Origin of the sequence: Streptomyces sp. 1114.5 (assembly GCF_003635085.1) — a bacterium.
Taxonomy (GTDB): Bacteria; Actinomycetota; Actinomycetes; order Streptomycetales; family Streptomycetaceae; genus Kitasatospora.
In genome coordinates this window covers 3730908-3747776 of sequence record NZ_RBXE01000001.1, presented here as the reverse complement: position 1 = coordinate 3747776, position 16869 = coordinate 3730908, and the positions used below count along the sequence as shown (strand labels likewise).

At 73.2% G+C, this 16869-nt stretch carries 15 protein-coding genes and 1 riboswitch; of the genes, 3 read left to right on the top strand and 12 right to left on the bottom strand.

The window, feature by feature from the left end:
• Positions 1-108 precede the first annotated feature (108 nt).
• Positions 109-969 carry a DMT family transporter gene (locus BX285_RS16785; protein WP_121175545.1) on the top strand — a complete coding sequence of 287 codons (861 nt, stop codon included), beginning with the start codon at positions 109-111 and terminating at the stop codon, positions 967-969.
• A 75-nt stretch (positions 970-1044) separates the two neighbouring features.
• Here the strand turns inward: BX285_RS16785 and BX285_RS16780 are convergent, their stop codons facing one another.
• A complete protein-coding gene (locus BX285_RS16780; protein WP_097238714.1) occupies positions 1045-2160 on the bottom strand; it encodes a HoxN/HupN/NixA family nickel/cobalt transporter in 1116 nt (371 codons plus the stop codon).
• Positions 2161-2191: 31 nt separating this feature from the next.
• Positions 2192-2406: riboswitch (cobalamin riboswitch) on the bottom strand.
• Between the two features lie 82 nt (positions 2407-2488).
• Between BX285_RS16780 and BX285_RS16775 the strand changes: the two genes are divergently transcribed.
• Together BX285_RS16775 and BX285_RS16770 are read left to right on the top strand one after the other, a co-directional pair.
• Entirely contained in the window at positions 2489-2872 is a 384-nt protein-coding gene (locus BX285_RS16775; RefSeq protein WP_051830108.1) for a metalloregulator ArsR/SmtB family transcription factor, read from the top strand.
• A gap of 54 nt (positions 2873-2926) precedes the next feature.
• On the top strand, positions 2927-4603 hold the full coding sequence (locus BX285_RS16770) for a hypothetical protein (protein WP_220783913.1): 1677 nt from the start codon (positions 2927-2929) through the stop codon (positions 4601-4603).
• A 2-nt stretch (positions 4604-4605) separates the two neighbouring features.
• Here the strand turns inward: BX285_RS16770 and BX285_RS16765 are convergent, their stop codons facing one another.
• The 11 genes from BX285_RS16765 to ruvX all read right to left on the bottom strand — a co-directional run bounded on the left by BX285_RS16765 (position 4606) and on the right by ruvX (position 16867).
• The gene (locus BX285_RS16765) at positions 4606-6597 is read right to left on the bottom strand and encodes an AAA family ATPase (RefSeq protein ID WP_121175544.1); all 1992 of its coding nucleotides are present in this window, start codon (positions 6595-6597) and stop codon (positions 4606-4608) included.
• Positions 6598-6666: 69 nt separating this feature from the next.
• Positions 6667-7476 (bottom strand): Fpg/Nei family DNA glycosylase, encoded by an 810-nt coding sequence (locus BX285_RS16760; protein ID WP_097238712.1) that lies wholly within the window; start codon positions 7474-7476, stop codon positions 6667-6669.
• Positions 7477-7579: 103 nt separating this feature from the next.
• Complete coding sequence (locus tag BX285_RS16755; RefSeq protein WP_398900438.1) at positions 7580-8263, bottom strand: AAA family ATPase; 684 nt, start codon at positions 8261-8263, stop codon at positions 7580-7582.
• 317 nt (positions 8264-8580) lie between these two features.
• The gene (gene aroQ, locus BX285_RS16750) at positions 8581-9009 is read right to left on the bottom strand and encodes a type II 3-dehydroquinate dehydratase (RefSeq protein ID WP_097240365.1); all 429 of its coding nucleotides are present in this window, start codon (positions 9007-9009) and stop codon (positions 8581-8583) included.
• 8 nt (positions 9010-9017) lie between these two features.
• Positions 9018-10109 carry a 3-dehydroquinate synthase gene (gene aroB, locus BX285_RS16745; protein WP_097238711.1) on the bottom strand — a complete coding sequence of 364 codons (1092 nt, stop codon included), beginning with the start codon at positions 10107-10109 and terminating at the stop codon, positions 9018-9020.
• The gene (locus BX285_RS16740; RefSeq protein ID WP_097238710.1) at positions 10102-10623 is read right to left on the bottom strand and encodes a shikimate kinase; all 522 of its coding nucleotides are present in this window, start codon (positions 10621-10623) and stop codon (positions 10102-10104) included. Before BX285_RS16740 ends, aroB begins: the two co-directional genes overlap by 8 nt.
• Positions 10620-11804, bottom strand: a complete 1185-nt coding sequence (gene aroC, locus BX285_RS16735) for a chorismate synthase (protein WP_097238709.1) — start codon at positions 11802-11804, stop codon at positions 10620-10622. The genes BX285_RS16740 and aroC overlap by 4 nt, the downstream gene beginning before the upstream one ends.
• 222 nt (positions 11805-12026) lie before the next feature.
• Positions 12027-12857 carry a shikimate dehydrogenase gene (locus BX285_RS16730; RefSeq protein ID WP_121175543.1) on the bottom strand — a complete coding sequence of 277 codons (831 nt, stop codon included), beginning with the start codon at positions 12855-12857 and terminating at the stop codon, positions 12027-12029.
• 82 nt (positions 12858-12939) lie between these two features.
• Positions 12940-14769, bottom strand: a complete 1830-nt coding sequence (gene mltG, locus BX285_RS16725; RefSeq protein ID WP_121175542.1) for an endolytic transglycosylase MltG — start codon at positions 14767-14769, stop codon at positions 12940-12942.
• A 188-nt stretch (positions 14770-14957) separates the two neighbouring features.
• A complete protein-coding gene (gene mltG, locus BX285_RS16720; RefSeq protein WP_097238705.1) occupies positions 14958-16238 on the bottom strand; it encodes an endolytic transglycosylase MltG in 1281 nt (426 codons plus the stop codon).
• Between the two features lie 149 nt (positions 16239-16387).
• Complete coding sequence (gene ruvX / locus BX285_RS16715) at positions 16388-16867, bottom strand: Holliday junction resolvase RuvX (protein WP_097238704.1); 480 nt, start codon at positions 16865-16867, stop codon at positions 16388-16390.
• Positions 16868-16869 lie beyond the last annotated feature (2 nt).

Below are 16869 nucleotides of genomic sequence, written 5' to 3'. Positions count from 1 at the left end.
GCTGCCGGTCTCGGCAACGAGTCCATCCGACTGTACTTCGGAGTGCATTGTGCTGCCCTCATCACCCGTCCTCCCCGCCGCGCCCGCCGACCCCTCGGGAGGCCGGCCGTGACCGTGCTGCTCGCCCTCTCCGCCAGCCTGCTCTGGGGGCTCGCCGACTTCGGCGGTGGCGCACTCGCCCGGCGGCTGCCCGCGCTCGCCGTGGTCGTCGCCTCCCAGGTGGCGGCAGCCGCCGTCCTGCTGGCCGCCGTCATCGCCACCAGCGGCTGGGCCGCCGCCTCCCCCGCGCTCTGGTACGCCGTCGCGGCCGGGGTGATCGGCCCGTTCGCGATGCTCGCCTTCTACCGCGCGCTCGCGCTCGGCCCGATGGGCGTGGTCTCCCCGCTGACCACCGTCTCCGTGGTGGTACCGGTCGGCGTCGGCCTCGCGCTCGGCGACCGCCCCGGGCCCGGCCAGGTCGCCGGGATCGCGGTGGCCGTGGCCGGCGTGGTGCTGGCCGCCGGTCCGGAGCGCGGCGGCCCGGCCGCCGCCCGCAGCGCCCTGCTGCTCACCCTGGGCGCCGCCGTCGGCTTCGGCACCGTGATGGCCCTGATCGCGCACGCCTCGACCGGCGGCGGGCTGCTGCTGGCGCTCTGCGTCCAGCGGGTCTGCAACGTCGTCGTCGGCGGCGCCGCCCTGCTCACCGGCCCGCGCGGCACCGGCGGGAGCGGCACCGGCGGGCTCCTGCCCGGGCTGCGGGCCCGGCTGCCCGCGCTCACCGCGATCGGGCTCGCCGACGTCGCCGCCAACGCGCTCTTCGCGATGGCCTCGCACCGCGGCTCGGCCACCGTTGCCGCCGTCCTGTCCTCGCTCTACCCGGTGGTCACCGCACTGATGGCCCGCGGGGTGTTCAAGGAACGGCTGCGCCCGGTCCAGGTGCTCGGCGCCGGGCTGGCCGTCGCGGGCACCCTGCTGCTCGCGGCCGCATGAGCAACGCTCATGGGGGCGCCCCCATGAGCGAACCTCATGCCCCCACCCCATGAGCCCCGCTCATGCCCTCCCGGCTCACTCCCCCTGGGGGGTCCAGCGCTTCTCGACCCGGGCCAGCTTCCAGTACCCGATCGCCAACGCCCAGACCACCACGAACAGCCCGGCGATCGCGTAGCCGACGTTGTCCAGCGAGATGTCCGCGATCCAGCCGGTCACCGGGTCGGTCAGGTCGAGCTTCTCGTGCAGCACCCCGACCAGCTCGATGGTGCCGATGATGAAGGCCACCGCGATCGACAGCCCAGTGATGGTCAGGTTGTAGTACACCTTCCGCACCGGGTTGGAGAACGCCCACTGGTACGCGAAGTTCATGAACGTCCCGTCCAGCGTGTCGAACAGGCTCATCCCGGCCGCGAACAGCAGCGGCAGGCAGACGATGGCGTACCAGGGCAGCCCGGCGGCCGCCCCCGAGCCGGCCATCACCATCAGGGTGACCTCGGTCGCGGTGTCGAAGCCCAGACCCAGCACCATGCCGACCGGGAACATCTGCCCGGGCCGGGTGATCGAGCGGGTCGCCCGGTTCAGCACCCGGGCCATGAAGCCGCGCGAGTCCAGGTGCGCCTCCAGCTCCGCCTCGTCGAACTGCCCCGCCCGCATCGACCGGAACACCTTGAGGATGCCGAGCAGCGCCGCCAGGTTGAGCGCGCCGATCAGGTAGAGGAACACGCCGGAGGTGGTGGTCCCGATCACGCCGAGCCACTTGTGGGTGGCCGACTCGTCGTCCATCAGCGTGTTCGCCAGCTGCGCACCGCCCGCGACCAGGGCGGCCATGATGACCACCATCGAGGAGTGCCCGAGCGCGAACCAGAAACCCACCGAGACCGGCCGCTTGCCGTCCGCCATCAGCTTGCGGGTGGTGTTGTCGATCACCGCGATGTGGTCGGCGTCGAAGGCGTGCCGCATCCCGAGCGTGTACGCGGTGATACCCAGGCCCACCCCGAAGACCTGGGTACCGACCGCGTACCGCTCGGGTGCGACCAGGAAGATGAGCGTCCCGAAGGCCACCACGTGCATGGCCAGGATCACCCCCATCAGCCCGGCCGTACGGACGGTGTCCTCGCGCCTCCATCTGAACGTCGGCAGCACGGACGGGGCCGTCTTCGCCCCGTCGGCAATGGTTTCGGGCAGGGTCATCTCAGGATCACGCTCCAACACCTCGTGGAAAGACTTCGTGAAGCGCCGTGGCCGGTCTCCTGGCTTACGGGACGTTCGGGCCCGCCTTCCCAGGCGCGCGAGGCACCCAGTGGCGTCATGGACCCGGACGGCATTCCGTCGCGGACGAAGGAATGACCCGATCACAGTGGCGAGGGCCGCTCCGGAATCCGGACCCCTGAGGGTCCGTCACCGGTCTTCCCGAGCACCACGGCGGGGAACACCGTAGGGGTCGCGCCCCGACCCATGCAAGGCTGCGCACCTGCGCAGGTGTCCAGGATCACAGGCCCTCGCCTGCAAGAATGTGCGCATGCATCTCGTACCGGCCGACCGCGCGGGCCACCGCACCATCGACGGACACCGGGTCTGCGAGGCCATCGCCGCCATCGGCGACACCGCGCACGTCCGGTCCTGGTCCGAGCGGTTCTCCCTGCTCGCCGACCCCGGGCGGCTCGCCCTGCTGCTCGCCCTGCACCGCGCCGGCCCGCTCGCCGTCAGCGACCTCGCCGTCGCCACCGGCATGCGCGACCCCGCCGTCTCCCAGGCCCTGCGCCTGCTCCGCACGGCCGGCGTGGTCACCGGCGACAAGGACGGACGCGTGGTGCGCTACCGGCTCGTGGACGAGAGCATGCGCCCCCTCCTCGACGAGTGCGCCGCCGCCGAACACCACGAGCCCACCGCAGCCGCCGGCTGACCGACACTCGGGGAACAGCACCCGGGCGGCAGCCCGGATGAGTACGATCATGGCGTGCCGTCCCACCCCCACGTCTGGCCCGCCGACCGGTGGAACACCCGACCGGTCAAGGCCCGCGTGCTGGCGGTCGCCCGCACCCTCACCTCGGCCACCCGGGTCCTGGACGTCCTCGCCCTGCTCGACCCGGACGGCGTCGAACGGTACTTCACCGTCAACCCCGGCTCCGTCTTCGCCGACCGCGCCCTGGACGACTACCTGCACGCCCTGCCCGGCTTCACCGTGCTGGACTGGGAGGACGCCATCCGGCACCGCTTCGACCTCGCCGTCGCCTGCGCCGTCCACTCCTCCATGCACCGCCTGGACGCCGGCCTCGTCGTCCTCCCGCACGGCGCCGGCTACAACCGCCTGGTGACCGAGTCCACCCGCGACACGGTCAGCTCCGCCGGCCTCTCCCGGCACGAACTCACCCACCACGGGCGGGTGTTCGTCGACGTCCTCGGCCTGTCCCACCCCGAACAGCTGGACCGCCTCCGGACCTCCTGCCCCGAGGCACTGGACGTCGCCCGGGTGGTCGGCGACCCGTGCTTCGACCGGATGCTCGCCAGCCTGCGCTCCCGCGACGCCTACCGCGCCGCACTCGGCGCCGTCGACGGCCGCCGCCTCGTCGTCGTCGACTCCACCTGGAGCGAGCACTCGTTATTCGGCCGGCACCCCGATCTGCCCCGGCACCTGGTCCGCCGGCTGCCCGCCGACGAGTACACGGTGGCCGTCGTCCTGCACCCCAACATCTGGAGCCGGCACGACCCCGAGGCCCTGCTCGACACCGCCTGCCGGATGGGTCTGCGCCTGATCCCGCCCCACCAGGGCTGGCAGGCCGCCCTGGTCGCCGCCGACTGCCTGATCGGCGACCACGGCTCGGTCTCCGTCTACGGCGCCGCCCTGGAACGGCCCACCCTGCTCGCCGCCACCGGCGCCGCGGAACTCGACCCGGGCTCCCCCAGCTACGCCTTCGGCCAGGCCGCACCCCCGCTCGACCCCGACGGCGACCTCGCCGCCCAGATCGAACAGGCCCTGCAGAAGCAGGACCCGGCCGCACTGCGCACCGTCACCGACCGCTCACTGAGCCGGCGCGGCCACTCCGCCGAACTGCTGCGCCCGCTGCTCTACTCCTTCCTGGAGCACCTGGACGAACCCGAGCACGCACCGCTCCTGCCGCCCTACCCCAAGCCCGTCCCGCGCCCCGACACCACCGACGCTCCCACGGCGTACGACGTCGAGGGCGAGAGCGAGGGCACCGAAGTCACCCTGCGCCGCTACCCCTTCGACCCCCGTGACCACACCCCGCGCGGCTTCCACGCGCTCAGCGACGACCACCCCGGCGACGAACTGCGCTACACCGCCGAGGTCCTGGCCCGCACCGAGGTCCACGCCGAACGCCCCGCCACCCGCTGGCTCGCCGACTCCGCCGCCGAACTCCCCGGCCTCGCCGTCGCGGTGGCCGCCCTCGGCCCGGCCCGCCACCTGCTCCGGCTGCACACCGGCCTGCTGCTGGAGGCCTGCGCCGAACGCGACTGGAGCAGCCCCGAACCCCGCCTCGACCCGCTGCTGCTCGGCTCCGCCGTGGCCTGCTGGCTCGCCGACGGCGGCGACCCGGCCGGCCTCCCCGAGCACGGCCTCACCATCCGCACCGGCGAGCACCGCACCCGGGTCTCCTTCACCACCGGGCCGTAGACCTAGAGCCCCAGCTCCCGCAGTCGCGCACGACTGCGCTCCGCCAAGTCCTCGTCGCCCAGCTCCTCGGCGAGGGCGACCAGCAGGGTGTGCGCCTGGCCCTCCTTGGCGTACTGCTTCAGCTCCTCGGCCTTCCGGACGCAGGCACCGGCGTCCTCGACCGCGAGATCGAGCCGCCCGAGCGCCCGGTGCGCGCGGGCCCGCACCAGCGGCAGCTTCATCACCATGTCGTGGTCCTCCGTGGCCTCGGCCCGCGCAGCCGCCTCGGCCAGGACGAGCAGCGCCTGCTCCGGACGCCCGTCGGCGGTCAGCGCCTGGGCGAGGTGGTAGCGCTGCACGATCTCGCCGTGGTCGTCGCCCCGGTTCTCCTCCAGGGCCAGCGTGAACCGCTCCACCGCCTGGCCGGTCCGCCCGTCCGCCAGGCAGAGCAGGCCGTCCGTCTCGTACAGCACCCCCACGACGATCCGGTTGGTCACCAGCGGAACCAGCTCGGTGGCCCGCGCCAACTGCTCGGCGGCGAGCCCGTACTCCTTGCGCTCGTAGTGGGCACGGGCGAGCTGGTTGCGCAGCCGGACCACCGCATTCGGCTGGTTGTCCCACTGGGCCGACTCGACCCCGAGCCGATGGGTGGCGATCAGGTCCTGGTAGTGCTTGCGGTTGTGGTAGAGCGGCCAGAGCGACTCGCAGAGCCGCCACACCTCGCCGTGCCACTGCTCCTCGGCCGCCGCCTCCACCACGGCGCGCAGATTGGCCCGCTCCGCCTGCAGCCACTCCAGCGCCTCCGGGTACGAGGCGAAGCCCGGCAGGTCCTCACCGCTCGGCTCCTGCAGCCGCACCCGCGTCCCCATCGCGCGGTCGGCCAGCGACGCCCGCCCCCGGAAGTACGCCACCACCCGGGCCAGGAGCCGGGCCCGGTCGGGGAGTTCGCGCGCCCGGTCGTGGGCGTGCAACCGCACGACGTCGTGTGCCCGGAACCGCTCCTCCGGATCGTCGTCCACCACCTCGTCCAGCAGGTGCACGGCGCGCAGCTCGTCCAGCGCCGCCACGGCCCGCTCCACGCCCACCGCACGGGCGAGTTCGGCCGACACGAAGGGGCCCGGGTGGACCCCGATCAGGTGGTAGAGGGCCCGGCCCTCCGGCGGAAGCCGCTCGTAGACCAGGTCGTAGGTCGGACGGAGGTTCCCCTCTTCGCTGTCCAGGATGACCGACTTCCCCTCCCGGTCGTGCAGTTCGGCCACCACCCGGCCGACTGCCAGCCGATCGCGGTCCAGCAGCCGGCTCCCGATCGCGTTCAGCGCCAGGGGCAGCCCGCCGCACATCTCGACCAGCTCCGCCAACTCGCGGTCGGTACCCCGTTCGGCGCCCAGCCATGCCCGCACCAGGTCGGAGCCCGCCGTCAGGCTCAGCGGCCCGAGCTGTCGCACCTCGGCGCCGTCCGTCCGCAGCGCGGGCAGCCGTCGGCGGCTCGCGACCACCACCAGGCCGCTGGAGGGGAGCAGGGCCCGGACCTCCGCGGCGTGCTCGACGTTGTCCAGGAAGAACAGGCACCGACGCTCGGCGGTGACCGTACGGAACTTCGTGAACCGCTCCGCCTCAACCGGCGGAGCCTCCGTCCCGAGGGCCCGCAGGAAGCCCGCCACGATCTCGGAGAGGTCCACTCCGCCCTGGTGCCGGTAGGCCTGGAAGTCGGCGTAGAGGTCTCCGTCCGGGAACCGCGACCGGTAGTCCCGGGCGAACCTGGCGATCAGCTCCGTCTTCCCGACCCCGCCGAGCCCGGTGAACACCACGATCCCGGGCCGGCCCGCCGCGGCCCGCTCCAACGCGCCCACCAGTGCGGCGAGTTCGGGTTCACGATTGACGAAGCTCTCGCGCGGCGGCCGCACCTGGTGCGGGATCGGCACCCTGGGCTGCTGCTGGACCGTGATGCTCCCGCCCTGGATCACGTTCCCGTACACCGTGCCCGACACCTCGTTGGACACCTCGTAGTCGTCCACCCGTACGCTCCCTCCGGCAGGCCCGGGCCCAGCCTACGGGCTACCGGCCGTGCCGGACCTGAGCCCGCCTCAGGCCGCCTGGCAGGTCGGGCACCAGAAGAGGTTGCGCGCGGCGTGCTCCTCCGTGCGCACGTCCGTGCCGCAGACCAGGCAGGGCATGGCCGCGCGGCGGTAGACGTAGACCTCGCCGCCGTGGTCGTCCACGCGGGGCGGGCGGCCCATCGCCTCGGGGGTGTGCTCGGGGCGGACGGTGTCGATGCGGCCGGCCGTGACGCCCTCGCGCATCAGGGCGGCCAGGTCGGCCCAGATCACGTCCCATTCGCGGCGGGTGAGGTCGCGCCCGGCCCGGTGCGGGGCGATGCCGTGGCGGAACAGCACCTCGGCCCGGTAGACGTTGCCGACCCCGGCCAGCACCTTCTGGTCCATCAGCAGCGCGGCGACGGTGGTCCGGCTGCCGGATATCCGGCGCCAGGCGGCTTCCGGGTCGGCGTCGGCGCGCAGCGGGTCCGGGCCGAGGCGGTCGGCGACGGCGGCCTTCTCGGCGTCGGTGACGAGGGCGCAGGTGTTGGGGCCGCGCAGGTCGGCGTAGCCGTCCTCGTTCTCCAGCCGCAGCCGGACCAGGCCGACCGGCTCGGGTGCGGGGCCGGCGCCGAAGGTGAAGCCGCCGTAGAGCCCGAGGTGGACGTGCACCCAAGCGCCCTCCTCGAAGCCGAGGAAGAGGTGCTTGCCGGTGGCCTCGGCGCCGGTGAGCAGCTGCCCGTCGATCACCTTGGCCTCGTCGGCGAACCGGCCCTGCGGGCTGGAGGCCCGGACGGGGCGGCCGCCGAAGGCCTTCCGGTTCTCGGCGGCGAGGCGGTGGATGATGTGGCCTTCCGGCACGGGCGTCAGCTCCCCCGGGTGGTTCGACAGGACGGGCCGGCGGGCGGGCCCAAGGACTCGTCCATCATCGCAGCCGGCTCCGACAGCACCACGAACGCCCTGGTCAGCGGACCGGCATGCCCATCAGCCGGGCGAGGATGACGCGGTCCAGCTCGGCGGCCGTCCCGGCGACGTCCAGGGAGGAGTTGTCGATGATCGGCAGCCCGGAGTTGTACCAGCCGGCCATCCGCCCGTGGATGCGTGCCACCTCTTCGTCGCCGAGGCGCCGGTTGCCGCCGCGCCGGGCGTTGCGGCGCAGCACCGAGTCCAAGCTGGGCAACAGCACGACGGGGATCATGCCGGGGCCGATGTGCCGCTTCCAGCCGCCGAGGCCGATGGCCGGGCGGTCGGGGAAGACAGCGTCGTCGATGATGCAGGAGATGCCGTTGGCCAGGTAGTTGCGGCAGGCGAAGCCGCAGGTGCGGCGGGCCAGCCGGTACTGCGCCTCGGAGGCGTTGTTCCAGCCGGACTGCGGGTTGGCGAAGCCGGACTGCACCCATTCGCGGACGTCGTCCAGGCTGATGTGCGCGGTCGGGGTGGGCCGGCGTTCGGCCCAGTACCGGGCGACGGTGGTCTTGCCGGCCCCGGCGGGCCCGATCAGCAGGACGGCGATCGGCCCGGTGGGCGCGTGCTGGCGCGGCGGGTGCGCGGGCAGTTGCACGGGCGTCCCGGAGGGCAGCACGAAGTGCCCGGTGCCTCCGGCCGGGACGGGCGCGCTGGGCGCGCCGGGTGCCGGAGCGGGTGCCACAGGCGCAGGCGCCACAGGAACAGGAACAGGAGCAGGCGCAGGCGCAGAATTCGGCACCGGCCGCACCGACGGCGGAGGAGGCGGCGGCGGGACCGGCGCGCCCGACGGATTCGCCGACAGGCTCGCCCCCGACACGGCCGCCCCCGACGGGCTCGCCCCCGCACCGCCCGGCGGCACCGGCGGAGCGGCGGGACGCGGCGGGACCTGCCCACCTCCGGCGTACTGCGTCACGGCACCCTCCCGACACCTCTCAGCGGGGACACTACACGTCGGCCCGGCGGCGGGCACAGTCCGCCGCCGGGCCGTGGGCCCGTGCCTCAGCGCGTGGTGAGCTGCTCGGCGAGCGCGCGCAGCGCCAGCTCGTACGAGCCGATCCCGAATCCGGCGATGGTGCCGGAGGCCACCGCGGCGATCACCGAGGTGTGCCGGAAGGTCTCGCGGGCGTACGGGTTGGAGATGTGCACCTCGATCAGCGGCGCGGTGCGCTGCGCGGCGGCGTCCCGCATGGCGTACGAGTAGTGCGTGAACGCGGCCGGGTTGATCACCACCGGCACCTGCCCGTCGGCCGCCTCGTGCAGCCAGGCCACCATCTGCTGCTCGGAGTTGGTCTCGTGCACCTCGACCTCGAAGCCGAGCTCCTTGCCGAGCGCGGTGCAGCGCTCGACCAGCCCGGCGTACGAGGTGGCGCCGTAGACGTCCGGTTCGCGGCTGCCGAGCCGGCCGAGGTTGGGGCCGTTGAGCACCATCACCCGGGTCACGCCGAGACCTCCGCGTAGGCGGCGACCAGCAGGGACGGGTCGGGGCCCTCCAGGACGGAGGTCTTGCCGAGGCCGTCCAGGACGATGAAGCGGATCAGGTCGCCGCGCGACTTCTTGTCGATCTTCATCGCGTCCAGCAGCTTCGGCCAGGCGTCCGCCCGGTAGCTCAGCGGCAGACCGACGGAGGCCAGCACGGTGCGGTGCCGGTCGGCCGTCTCGTCGTCCAACCGCCCGGCCAGGCGGCCGAGTTCGGCGGCGTAGACCATGCCGATGGAGATCGCGGCGCCGTGCCGCCACTTGTACCGCTCGTTGCGCTCGATGGCGTGGCCGAGGGTGTGGCCGTAGTTGAGGATCTCGCGCCGGCCGGCTTCCTTGAGGTCGCCGGAGACGACGTCGGCCTTGACCTGGATGGCCCGGCGGATCAGTTCGACGGTGTGCGGGCCGGCCGGCGACTTGGCGCCCTCCGGGTCGGCCTCGACGAGGTCGAGGATGACCGGGTCGGCGATGAAGCCGCACTTGATGACCTCGGCGAGACCGGAGACGTAGTCGTGCTTGGGCACGGTCTCCAGGGTGTCGAGGTCGGCCAGCACGCCCACCGGCGGGTGGAAGGCGCCGACCATGTTCTTGCCCTCGGCGATGTTGATGCCGGTCTTGCCGCCGACCGCCGCGTCGACCATGCCGAGCAGCGTGGTGGGCATGGAGATCCAGCGCACCCCGCGCAGCCAGGTGGCGGCGACGAAGCCGGCCAGGTCGGTGGTGGCACCGCCGCCGAGGCCGACGACGACGTCACTGCGGGTGAAGCCGGTCTGGCCGAGCACCGACCAGCAGTACGCGGCGACCTCGGCGCTCTTGGCGTCCTCGGCGTTGGGCACCTGCAGCGCGATCGCCTCGTAGCCCTCGCCGGCCAGGTCCTCGCGGATGGCGTCGGCGGTGGCGGCCAGCGCCTCCGGGTGGATGATCGCGACCCGCTTCGCCCGGGTGCCGATGAGCGGCGACAGCTCTCCGAGCAGCTGGTGCCCGATCAGCACGTCGTACGGGTCGTGGCCGGCGCTGCCGCCGACGTGGATCCTGACGGTGGTGTCAGTCATGGGGGGTCTTCAGCTCCAGTGCTTCCAGTACGGCGTCCGCGACCTGCTCCGGGCTGCGCCCGGCGGTGTCGACCACGGCGGTGGCCACCTCCAGGTAGAGGGGGCGGCGGGCGTCCATCAGCTCGCGCCAGCGGGCCCGCGGGTTGACGGCGAGCAGCGGGCGGGGGGCGTCCAGGCCGACCCGCTTGACGGCGTCCGCCGGCGGGACCTCCAGGAAGACCACCGGCAGCTCGCGCAGCAGCTCGCGGGTGGCCTCGGCCGTCACCGCGCCGCCGCCGAGTGCCAGCACCCCGTCGTGTCCGGTGGCGGCGGCGCGGACGGCCGCCACCTCCAGCGCGCGGAAGTGCGGCTCGCCCTCGTCGATGAAGATCTCCGGGATGGGCCGGCCGGCCGTCGTCTCGATGTCGGTGTCGGTGTCCCGGAAGCCGACGCCCAGGCGCTCGGCCAGGACCCGCCCGACGGTGGACTTGCCACTGCCGGGCGGGCCGACCAGCACGACCACGGGAGAGGTCATCGGACGATCAGGTTGTCGAGGTAGCCCTGCACGTTGCGGCGCGTCTCGGAGACGTGGTCGCCGCCGAACTTCTCGATCACCGCGTCGGCCAGCACCAGCGCCACCATCGCCTCGGCGACGATGCCCGCCGCCGGCACCGCGCAGACGTCCGAGCGCTGGTGGTGCGCCTTGGCCGGCTCGCCGGTGCGCACGTCCAGCGTCTGCAGCGCCCGCGGCACGGTGGCGATCGGCTTCATCGCGGCGCGCACCCGCAGCACCTCGCCGGTGGACAGGCCGCCCTCGGTACCGCCGGAACGGCCGGAGGTGCGCCTGACGCCCTCGGGGGTCGGGACGATCTCGTCGTGCGCCTGGGAGCCCGGCACCCGGGCCAGCTCGAAGCCGTCGCCGACCTCGACGCCCTTGATCGCCTGGATGCCCATCAGCGCGGCGGCCAGCCGCGCGTCCAGGCGACGGTCCCAGTGCACGTGCGAGCCGAGGCCCACCGGCACGCCGTACGCCAGGACCTCGACCACGCCGCCGAGGGTGTCGCCGTCCTTGTGGGCCTGGTCGATCTCGGCGACCATCGCCTTCGAGGCGTCCGCGTCCAGGCAACGCACCGGGTCGGCGTCCAGCCGGGCCTCGTCCGAGGGCAGCGGGACCACACCGGCGGGCGCCTTCGCGGCGGCCAGCTCGACCACGTGGCTGACGATCTCGATCCCGGCCACCTCGCGCAGGTACGCACGGGCGACGGCGCCCAGCGCGACCCGGGCGGCCGTCTCCCGGGCGCTGGCGCGCTCCAGGATCGGCCGGGCCTCCTCGATCGAGTACTTCTGCATGCCGGCCAGGTCGGCGTGGCCGGGCCGGGGGCGGGTCAGCGCCTCGTTGCGGGCCAGGCCCGCCAGCACCTCGGGGTCGACCGGGTCGGCCGACATGACCTGCTCCCACTTCGGCCACTCGGTGTTGCCGACCATGATCGCGACCGGGCTGCCCATGGTCAGACCGTGCCGGACGCCGCCGAGGAAGGTCACCTCGTCCTGCTCGAACTTCATCCGCGCCCCGCGGCCGTAACCGAGCCGGCGGCGCGCCAGCGCGTCGGCCACCACGTCGGTGGTGACCGGTACACCGGCGGGCAGGCCTTCCAGCGTCGCGACGAGTGCGGGGCCGTGCGACTCCCCCGCCGTCAGCCAGCGCAACGTACCCAACGGAGCTCCTTCATCAGCGGACCGGCCCGCGGCACCGCCGCGGCCCGCCCGGGCGTGCCTTGTCCCTGAATCCTTTCATGACCCGGCAGCACCCGGGGGCACAGTCCGCGTGACGGACGGCAACCGGCCACGATCCGGCCGGGATCCCCTCCCGGAACCGTCCGAAGGGCGGGCCGCAGCCCCCGCCGAAGGCCCGGACCCGGGCCGGGGTCCGGGTCCGCCTCAGCGCCCGGCGAGCGCCTTCTCCCCCGCCTCGCGCATCGCCGCCAGCGGCCCGGGCGCCCGCCCGGTGAAGGCCTCGCTCTGCAGCACCGCCTGGTGCACCAGCAGGTCCAGCCCGCCCAGGACGGTCGCCCCGCGCTCGGCGCAGGCGGCGGCCAGCGCCGTCGGCCACGGGTGGTACAGCACGTCGAACAGCGCCCCCGGCGCGGCGGTCAGCGAGGAGGCGAAGGCGTCGGTCGCGCCGACCGGCGTGGTGGAGACGGTCAGCGGCCGGGCCAGCGCCTCGGCGCCGCGCTCCCAGTCGGCGGTGCGGACGGCCACGCCCAGCCGCTCGCCCAGCTCGGCCATCTCCCGGGCCCGCTCGGCGCTGCGCACGTAGACCGTCACCTCGCCGGTGCAGATCCGGGCGAGCGCCGCCAGCGCCGAGGAGGCGGTGGCCCCGGCGCCCAGCACGGCCGCCTCGGGCACCTCGGTGATCCCCCGCTCGCGCAGCGCGTTGACCAGCCCGGGGATGTCGGTGTTGTCCCCGGTGCGCCGGCCGTCGGCGGTGAACACCACGGTGTTCACCGCGTCCACCGAGCGCGCCGTCTCGCTGACCTCGTCCAGCAGCGGCACGATCGCCCGCTTCAGCGGCATGGTCAGCGACAACCCGGCCCACTCGGCCTCGTCCAGTCCGGCGAGGAAGCCGGGCAGGCCGGCCTCGTCGACCTCGAAGCGGTCGTAGCGCCAGCCGTCCAGCCCGAGCGCCGCGAAGGCGGCCCGGTGCAGGTCGGGCGAGAGCGAGTGGGCGATCGGCGAGCCGAGGACGGCCGCCCGGTGTCTGGTGGTCAACGCTGCCTCTCCGTGAACGTCTCGGTGAACGTCCCCGTGAACCTCTTCTTGAAGCTCTCCGTGAACTGCCTTCCGGCCCAGGCTACTTGCTGCAGTGCACGGCTTCCTTGTCGAACTTCAGGCCCTGCTGCGCGCAGTAGTCCGCGACGTTCTTCTTGTGCTCCTCGTCGGTCTCGGCGAAGAGCGTGCTGGTCGGGGACATCGCGATGAAGTACAGCCACTTGCCGTCCGCCGGGTGCAGCACCGCGCTGAGCGCCTCGTCGCCGGGGTTGGCGATCGGCGTCGGCGGCAGGCCCGGGTTGATGTAGGTGTTGTACTTGTTGGAGCCGTCGTTGATCTCCTTCGACGTCAGCTCCTTCTTGCCCAGCGAGTACTGCAGGGTGGTGTCCATCCCCAGGCGGTGCTTGATCACGCCGTCGGCGGCCAGCCGGTTCTGGATCGTCCGCGCCATCTTGGCGAAGTCGCCCGGGTTGTTGCCCTCGCGCTGCAGGATGCTCGCCTCGATCACGACCTCGTAGCCGTTCTTGAGGCCCACCGAGGCGGCCTGCCCGTCCAGGTTCGCGTACTTGTCGATGGCGTTCTTGATCATCTGCTTCAGCAGCTCCTCGGGCTTCATGCCGTCGGAGATGTTGTAGCGGGTCGGCCAGAGGAAGCCCTCGATGTTGTTGTTCGCGTACGAGGGCAGGCCGAGGCTCGGCAGCTGCGCCTTGGCGACGCCCGCCGTGGTGCCCGGCGCCAGCTTCAGCTTGGTGTCGATCAGGGCGTAGATCTCGGTGGAGTTCTTGCCCTCGGGGATCACCAGACCGGCGCCGCCGGCCCCGGCGAGCAGGTCGTTGAGCGCGGTCGCCGCCGGCAGCTCCTTCTTCATGGTGTAGAAGCCGGGCTGGATGGTCTTGCACTTGGGCTCGGCGTCGCAGGCCTTGCTGAAGGCGTCGACGCTCTTGACCACGCCCGCGTTCTTCAGCGCGAGACCGATCTGCCCACCGACCGCGTTCTGCTTGACCTCGACCTGGACGGACCCGGTGCCCTCGCCCGTGAAGTCCGGCGGCGGGCCGAAGTGGTCCTGGTAGAAGCCGTAGCCCCACCAGCCGGCCCCGCCCACGGCGCCGAGCAGCACCAGCGCGACCAGCAGACAGGCGCCGCCGTTGCGGCGGCCCGACTTCTTGCCCTTCTCCTTGCGCTTCTTCTTCGCCTCGCGGGAGTCGTCCTGCTCGCCGAGGAAGCCGCCGGTCTCATGCGGCTCGACGTCCTCGCCCGGGTGCGTGCCGTCCTCGTGGTGGCCGTCGTCGTGGCCGTCCCACCCGTCCGTCCCGTCCTCGCGCACACCGCCGACCGGGTCGGCCCCGGCCTCCAGGGCGGCGGCCTCGGCCTCCCAGTCGATGCCGTCCGGCCCGGGGCCCGAGGCGGGCGCGGGTGCCGGAGCCGCCTGCGGCCGGGCCTGCTGCTGCGCCGTCTGGTGCTGCGGCGGAACCGCCTGCTGCTGGGCGCCCGGCTGCTGCTGAGCGCCCGGGTACCCCTGCTGCTGGTACCCCTGCTGCTGCGGGTATCCCTGCTGCTGCATCGGCTGCTGGGGCATCTGCTGCTGCGGATACCCCTGCTGCGGCATCTGCTGCTGGGGCATCTGCTGCTGGGGCATCTGCTGCTGGTACCCCTGCTGCATCTGCTGCTGCGGGTACCCCTGCTGCTGGTACCCGTGCTGCATCTGCTGCTGGGGGTAGCCCTGCTGCGGCATCTGCTGCTGCTGCGGATACCCCTGCTGCACGTCGCCGTACTGCTGCTGGCCCTGCTGCGGGTACTGCTGCTGCCACTGGCCGTCCTGCTGGCCGGGGACCGGCTGTCGGCCGTCGTACCCGGGATCACCGGGGTGCCACGGCTCGCCCTGGGGGTTGTAGCCCCCGCCCAGATCGGTCATTGATCCCCTTAACCGACGGTGACGGCCGGAGGATCGGACCGGCCGTCCGGGACGACACGGTCCCGGCTGATTCTCGAACCGGCGTGCTAGCGCAGCGCCTGGAGGGAGACGTTACCGTACCGCAGCCTTACCCCCGCCCGGGTGGACGCACCGTCAGTGGGCGACCTCACCGACGGCACACACCGCCGTCACGGAGTCGCCGCACCGGAGCCGCCCGCCGCACCGGAGCCCGCCGACCCGCCGGAAGCCGGCCCCGACGCCGCGCCCGAGGCGGAAGCCGAGCCCGAGCCCGAGGCGCTCGGCTTCGCCGCCGCGCGGTTGGCGTTGAACTCCGCCACGTTGCGCTGCTGCACGTCGAAGCTGTCGGTGAACCGGGTGTCCCCGGGCTTCACGGTGACGAAGTAGAGCCAGTCCCCCGGCGTCGGGTCCAGCGCCGCCATGATCGCCTGCCGCCCCGGGTTGGAGATCGGGGTCGGCGGCAGCCCGGGGTGCAGGTAGGTGTTGTACGGGGAGTCCAGCCTGGTCTCGGTCACCGTCGTGTTCAGGGTGGAGCGGCCGAGCGCGTAGTTGATCGTGGAGTCCAGCTGCAGCGGCATGCCCTTGGCCAGCCGGTTGTAGATGACCCGGGCCACCTTGCCCATGTCCGCGGTGTTGTCGGCCTCGCCCTGGACCATGCTGGCCACGGTGACCAGCCCGTACATGGTCTGCCCGAGGTTCTGGGCGACGACCCCGGCATCGTCCCGGCTGAACTCCTTGCCGGCCCGCTCCACCATCTGCTTCAGCAGGTCGAGCGCGGTGGTGCCGTCGGTGACGCTGTACGTCGCCGGGAACAGGTAGCCCTCGGGGCTGCCGTTGGTGAAGTCCGGCAGGCCGAGTTCGGCGCCCTGTTCCTGGGCGGTGCGCTGGGCGGTGCCCTCGGGCAGGCCGAGCTTCTTGTCGATGGCCGCGTAGATCTGGTAGCCGCGCCAGCCCTCGGGGATGGTCAGGCCGTTGGCGTTGGCCGGGTCGATCAGGATGGCCAGCGCCGCCGCGGCCGACATCTTCTGCTTCAGCGTGTACGTCCCGGGCTGGATCCGCCCGGCGGCCGCCGCGCTGCCCTTCGCGGCCCGGGTGAAGGCGAGCGAGCTGGCCACCACCCCGTTGCGGACCAGCGCGGACGCGATCTGGGACAGGCCGGCGCCCTCCGGCACCGAGACCTGGACGCTGCCGGTGCCCTGCCCGCCGAAGTCGGCCGCGGCCGGGGGCTTGCGCTGCGCCTGGAACCAGGTGTAGCCGGTGAGCCCGATCCCGCCGAACACGGCGATCAACGCGAACGCGGTGAGCCCGCAGGCCAGTCCGTTACGCCGTCGGTGCGGATCCGGTGCATCGGGGCGCGGACGGGGCGCGGACGGCGGACGGCCCTCCGGTTCCAGTACCGGCGCACCCAGGTGCCCGGGTGTGAGCCCCGGGTAGTAGTCCTGGTCGATCATGGCTCGCGTCCCCTCGACGGTCCCAGATCGCCTCGGATCGATCGATCTCGATCGATATCGACCCGAAACGGTCTCGAAAGCGAACGAAGAGGGGTCCGTGCGGACGCGTCCGCACGGACCCCTCGAACCGGGACGTTAGATCAGGCTCCTCAGCCGACCGCCTCGACGCTCTCACCGGGCGGGCGTCCGCTCACCCGTTCGGACTCAAGGGCGGTCTGCAGGATCACCACCGCGGCGGCCTGGTCGACCACCGAGCGGCCCTTCTTCGCCTTGACCCCCGAGGCCCGCAGCCCGTGGGTCGCGGTGACGGTCGTCATCCGCTCGTCCACCAGCCGCACCGGCACCGGGTAGAGCCGGTTCGCCAGCCGCGCCGCGTACGCCCGCACCTTCTCCGCCGCCGGGCCCTCCTTGCCGCTCAACGAGCGCGGCAGCCCGACGATCACCTCCATCGCGCCGTACTCCTCGACGATGGCAGCGAGCCTGGCCTGCGACTTCACACCGGCCGGCACGGTCTCCACGGGCGTGGCGAGCACCCCGTCGGGGTCGCAGGACGCGACCCCGATCCGGGCGTCCCCGACGTCGACGGCGATCCGCCGCCCCCGCCGGAAGGGCTTCTCCTCGAACTCCATCA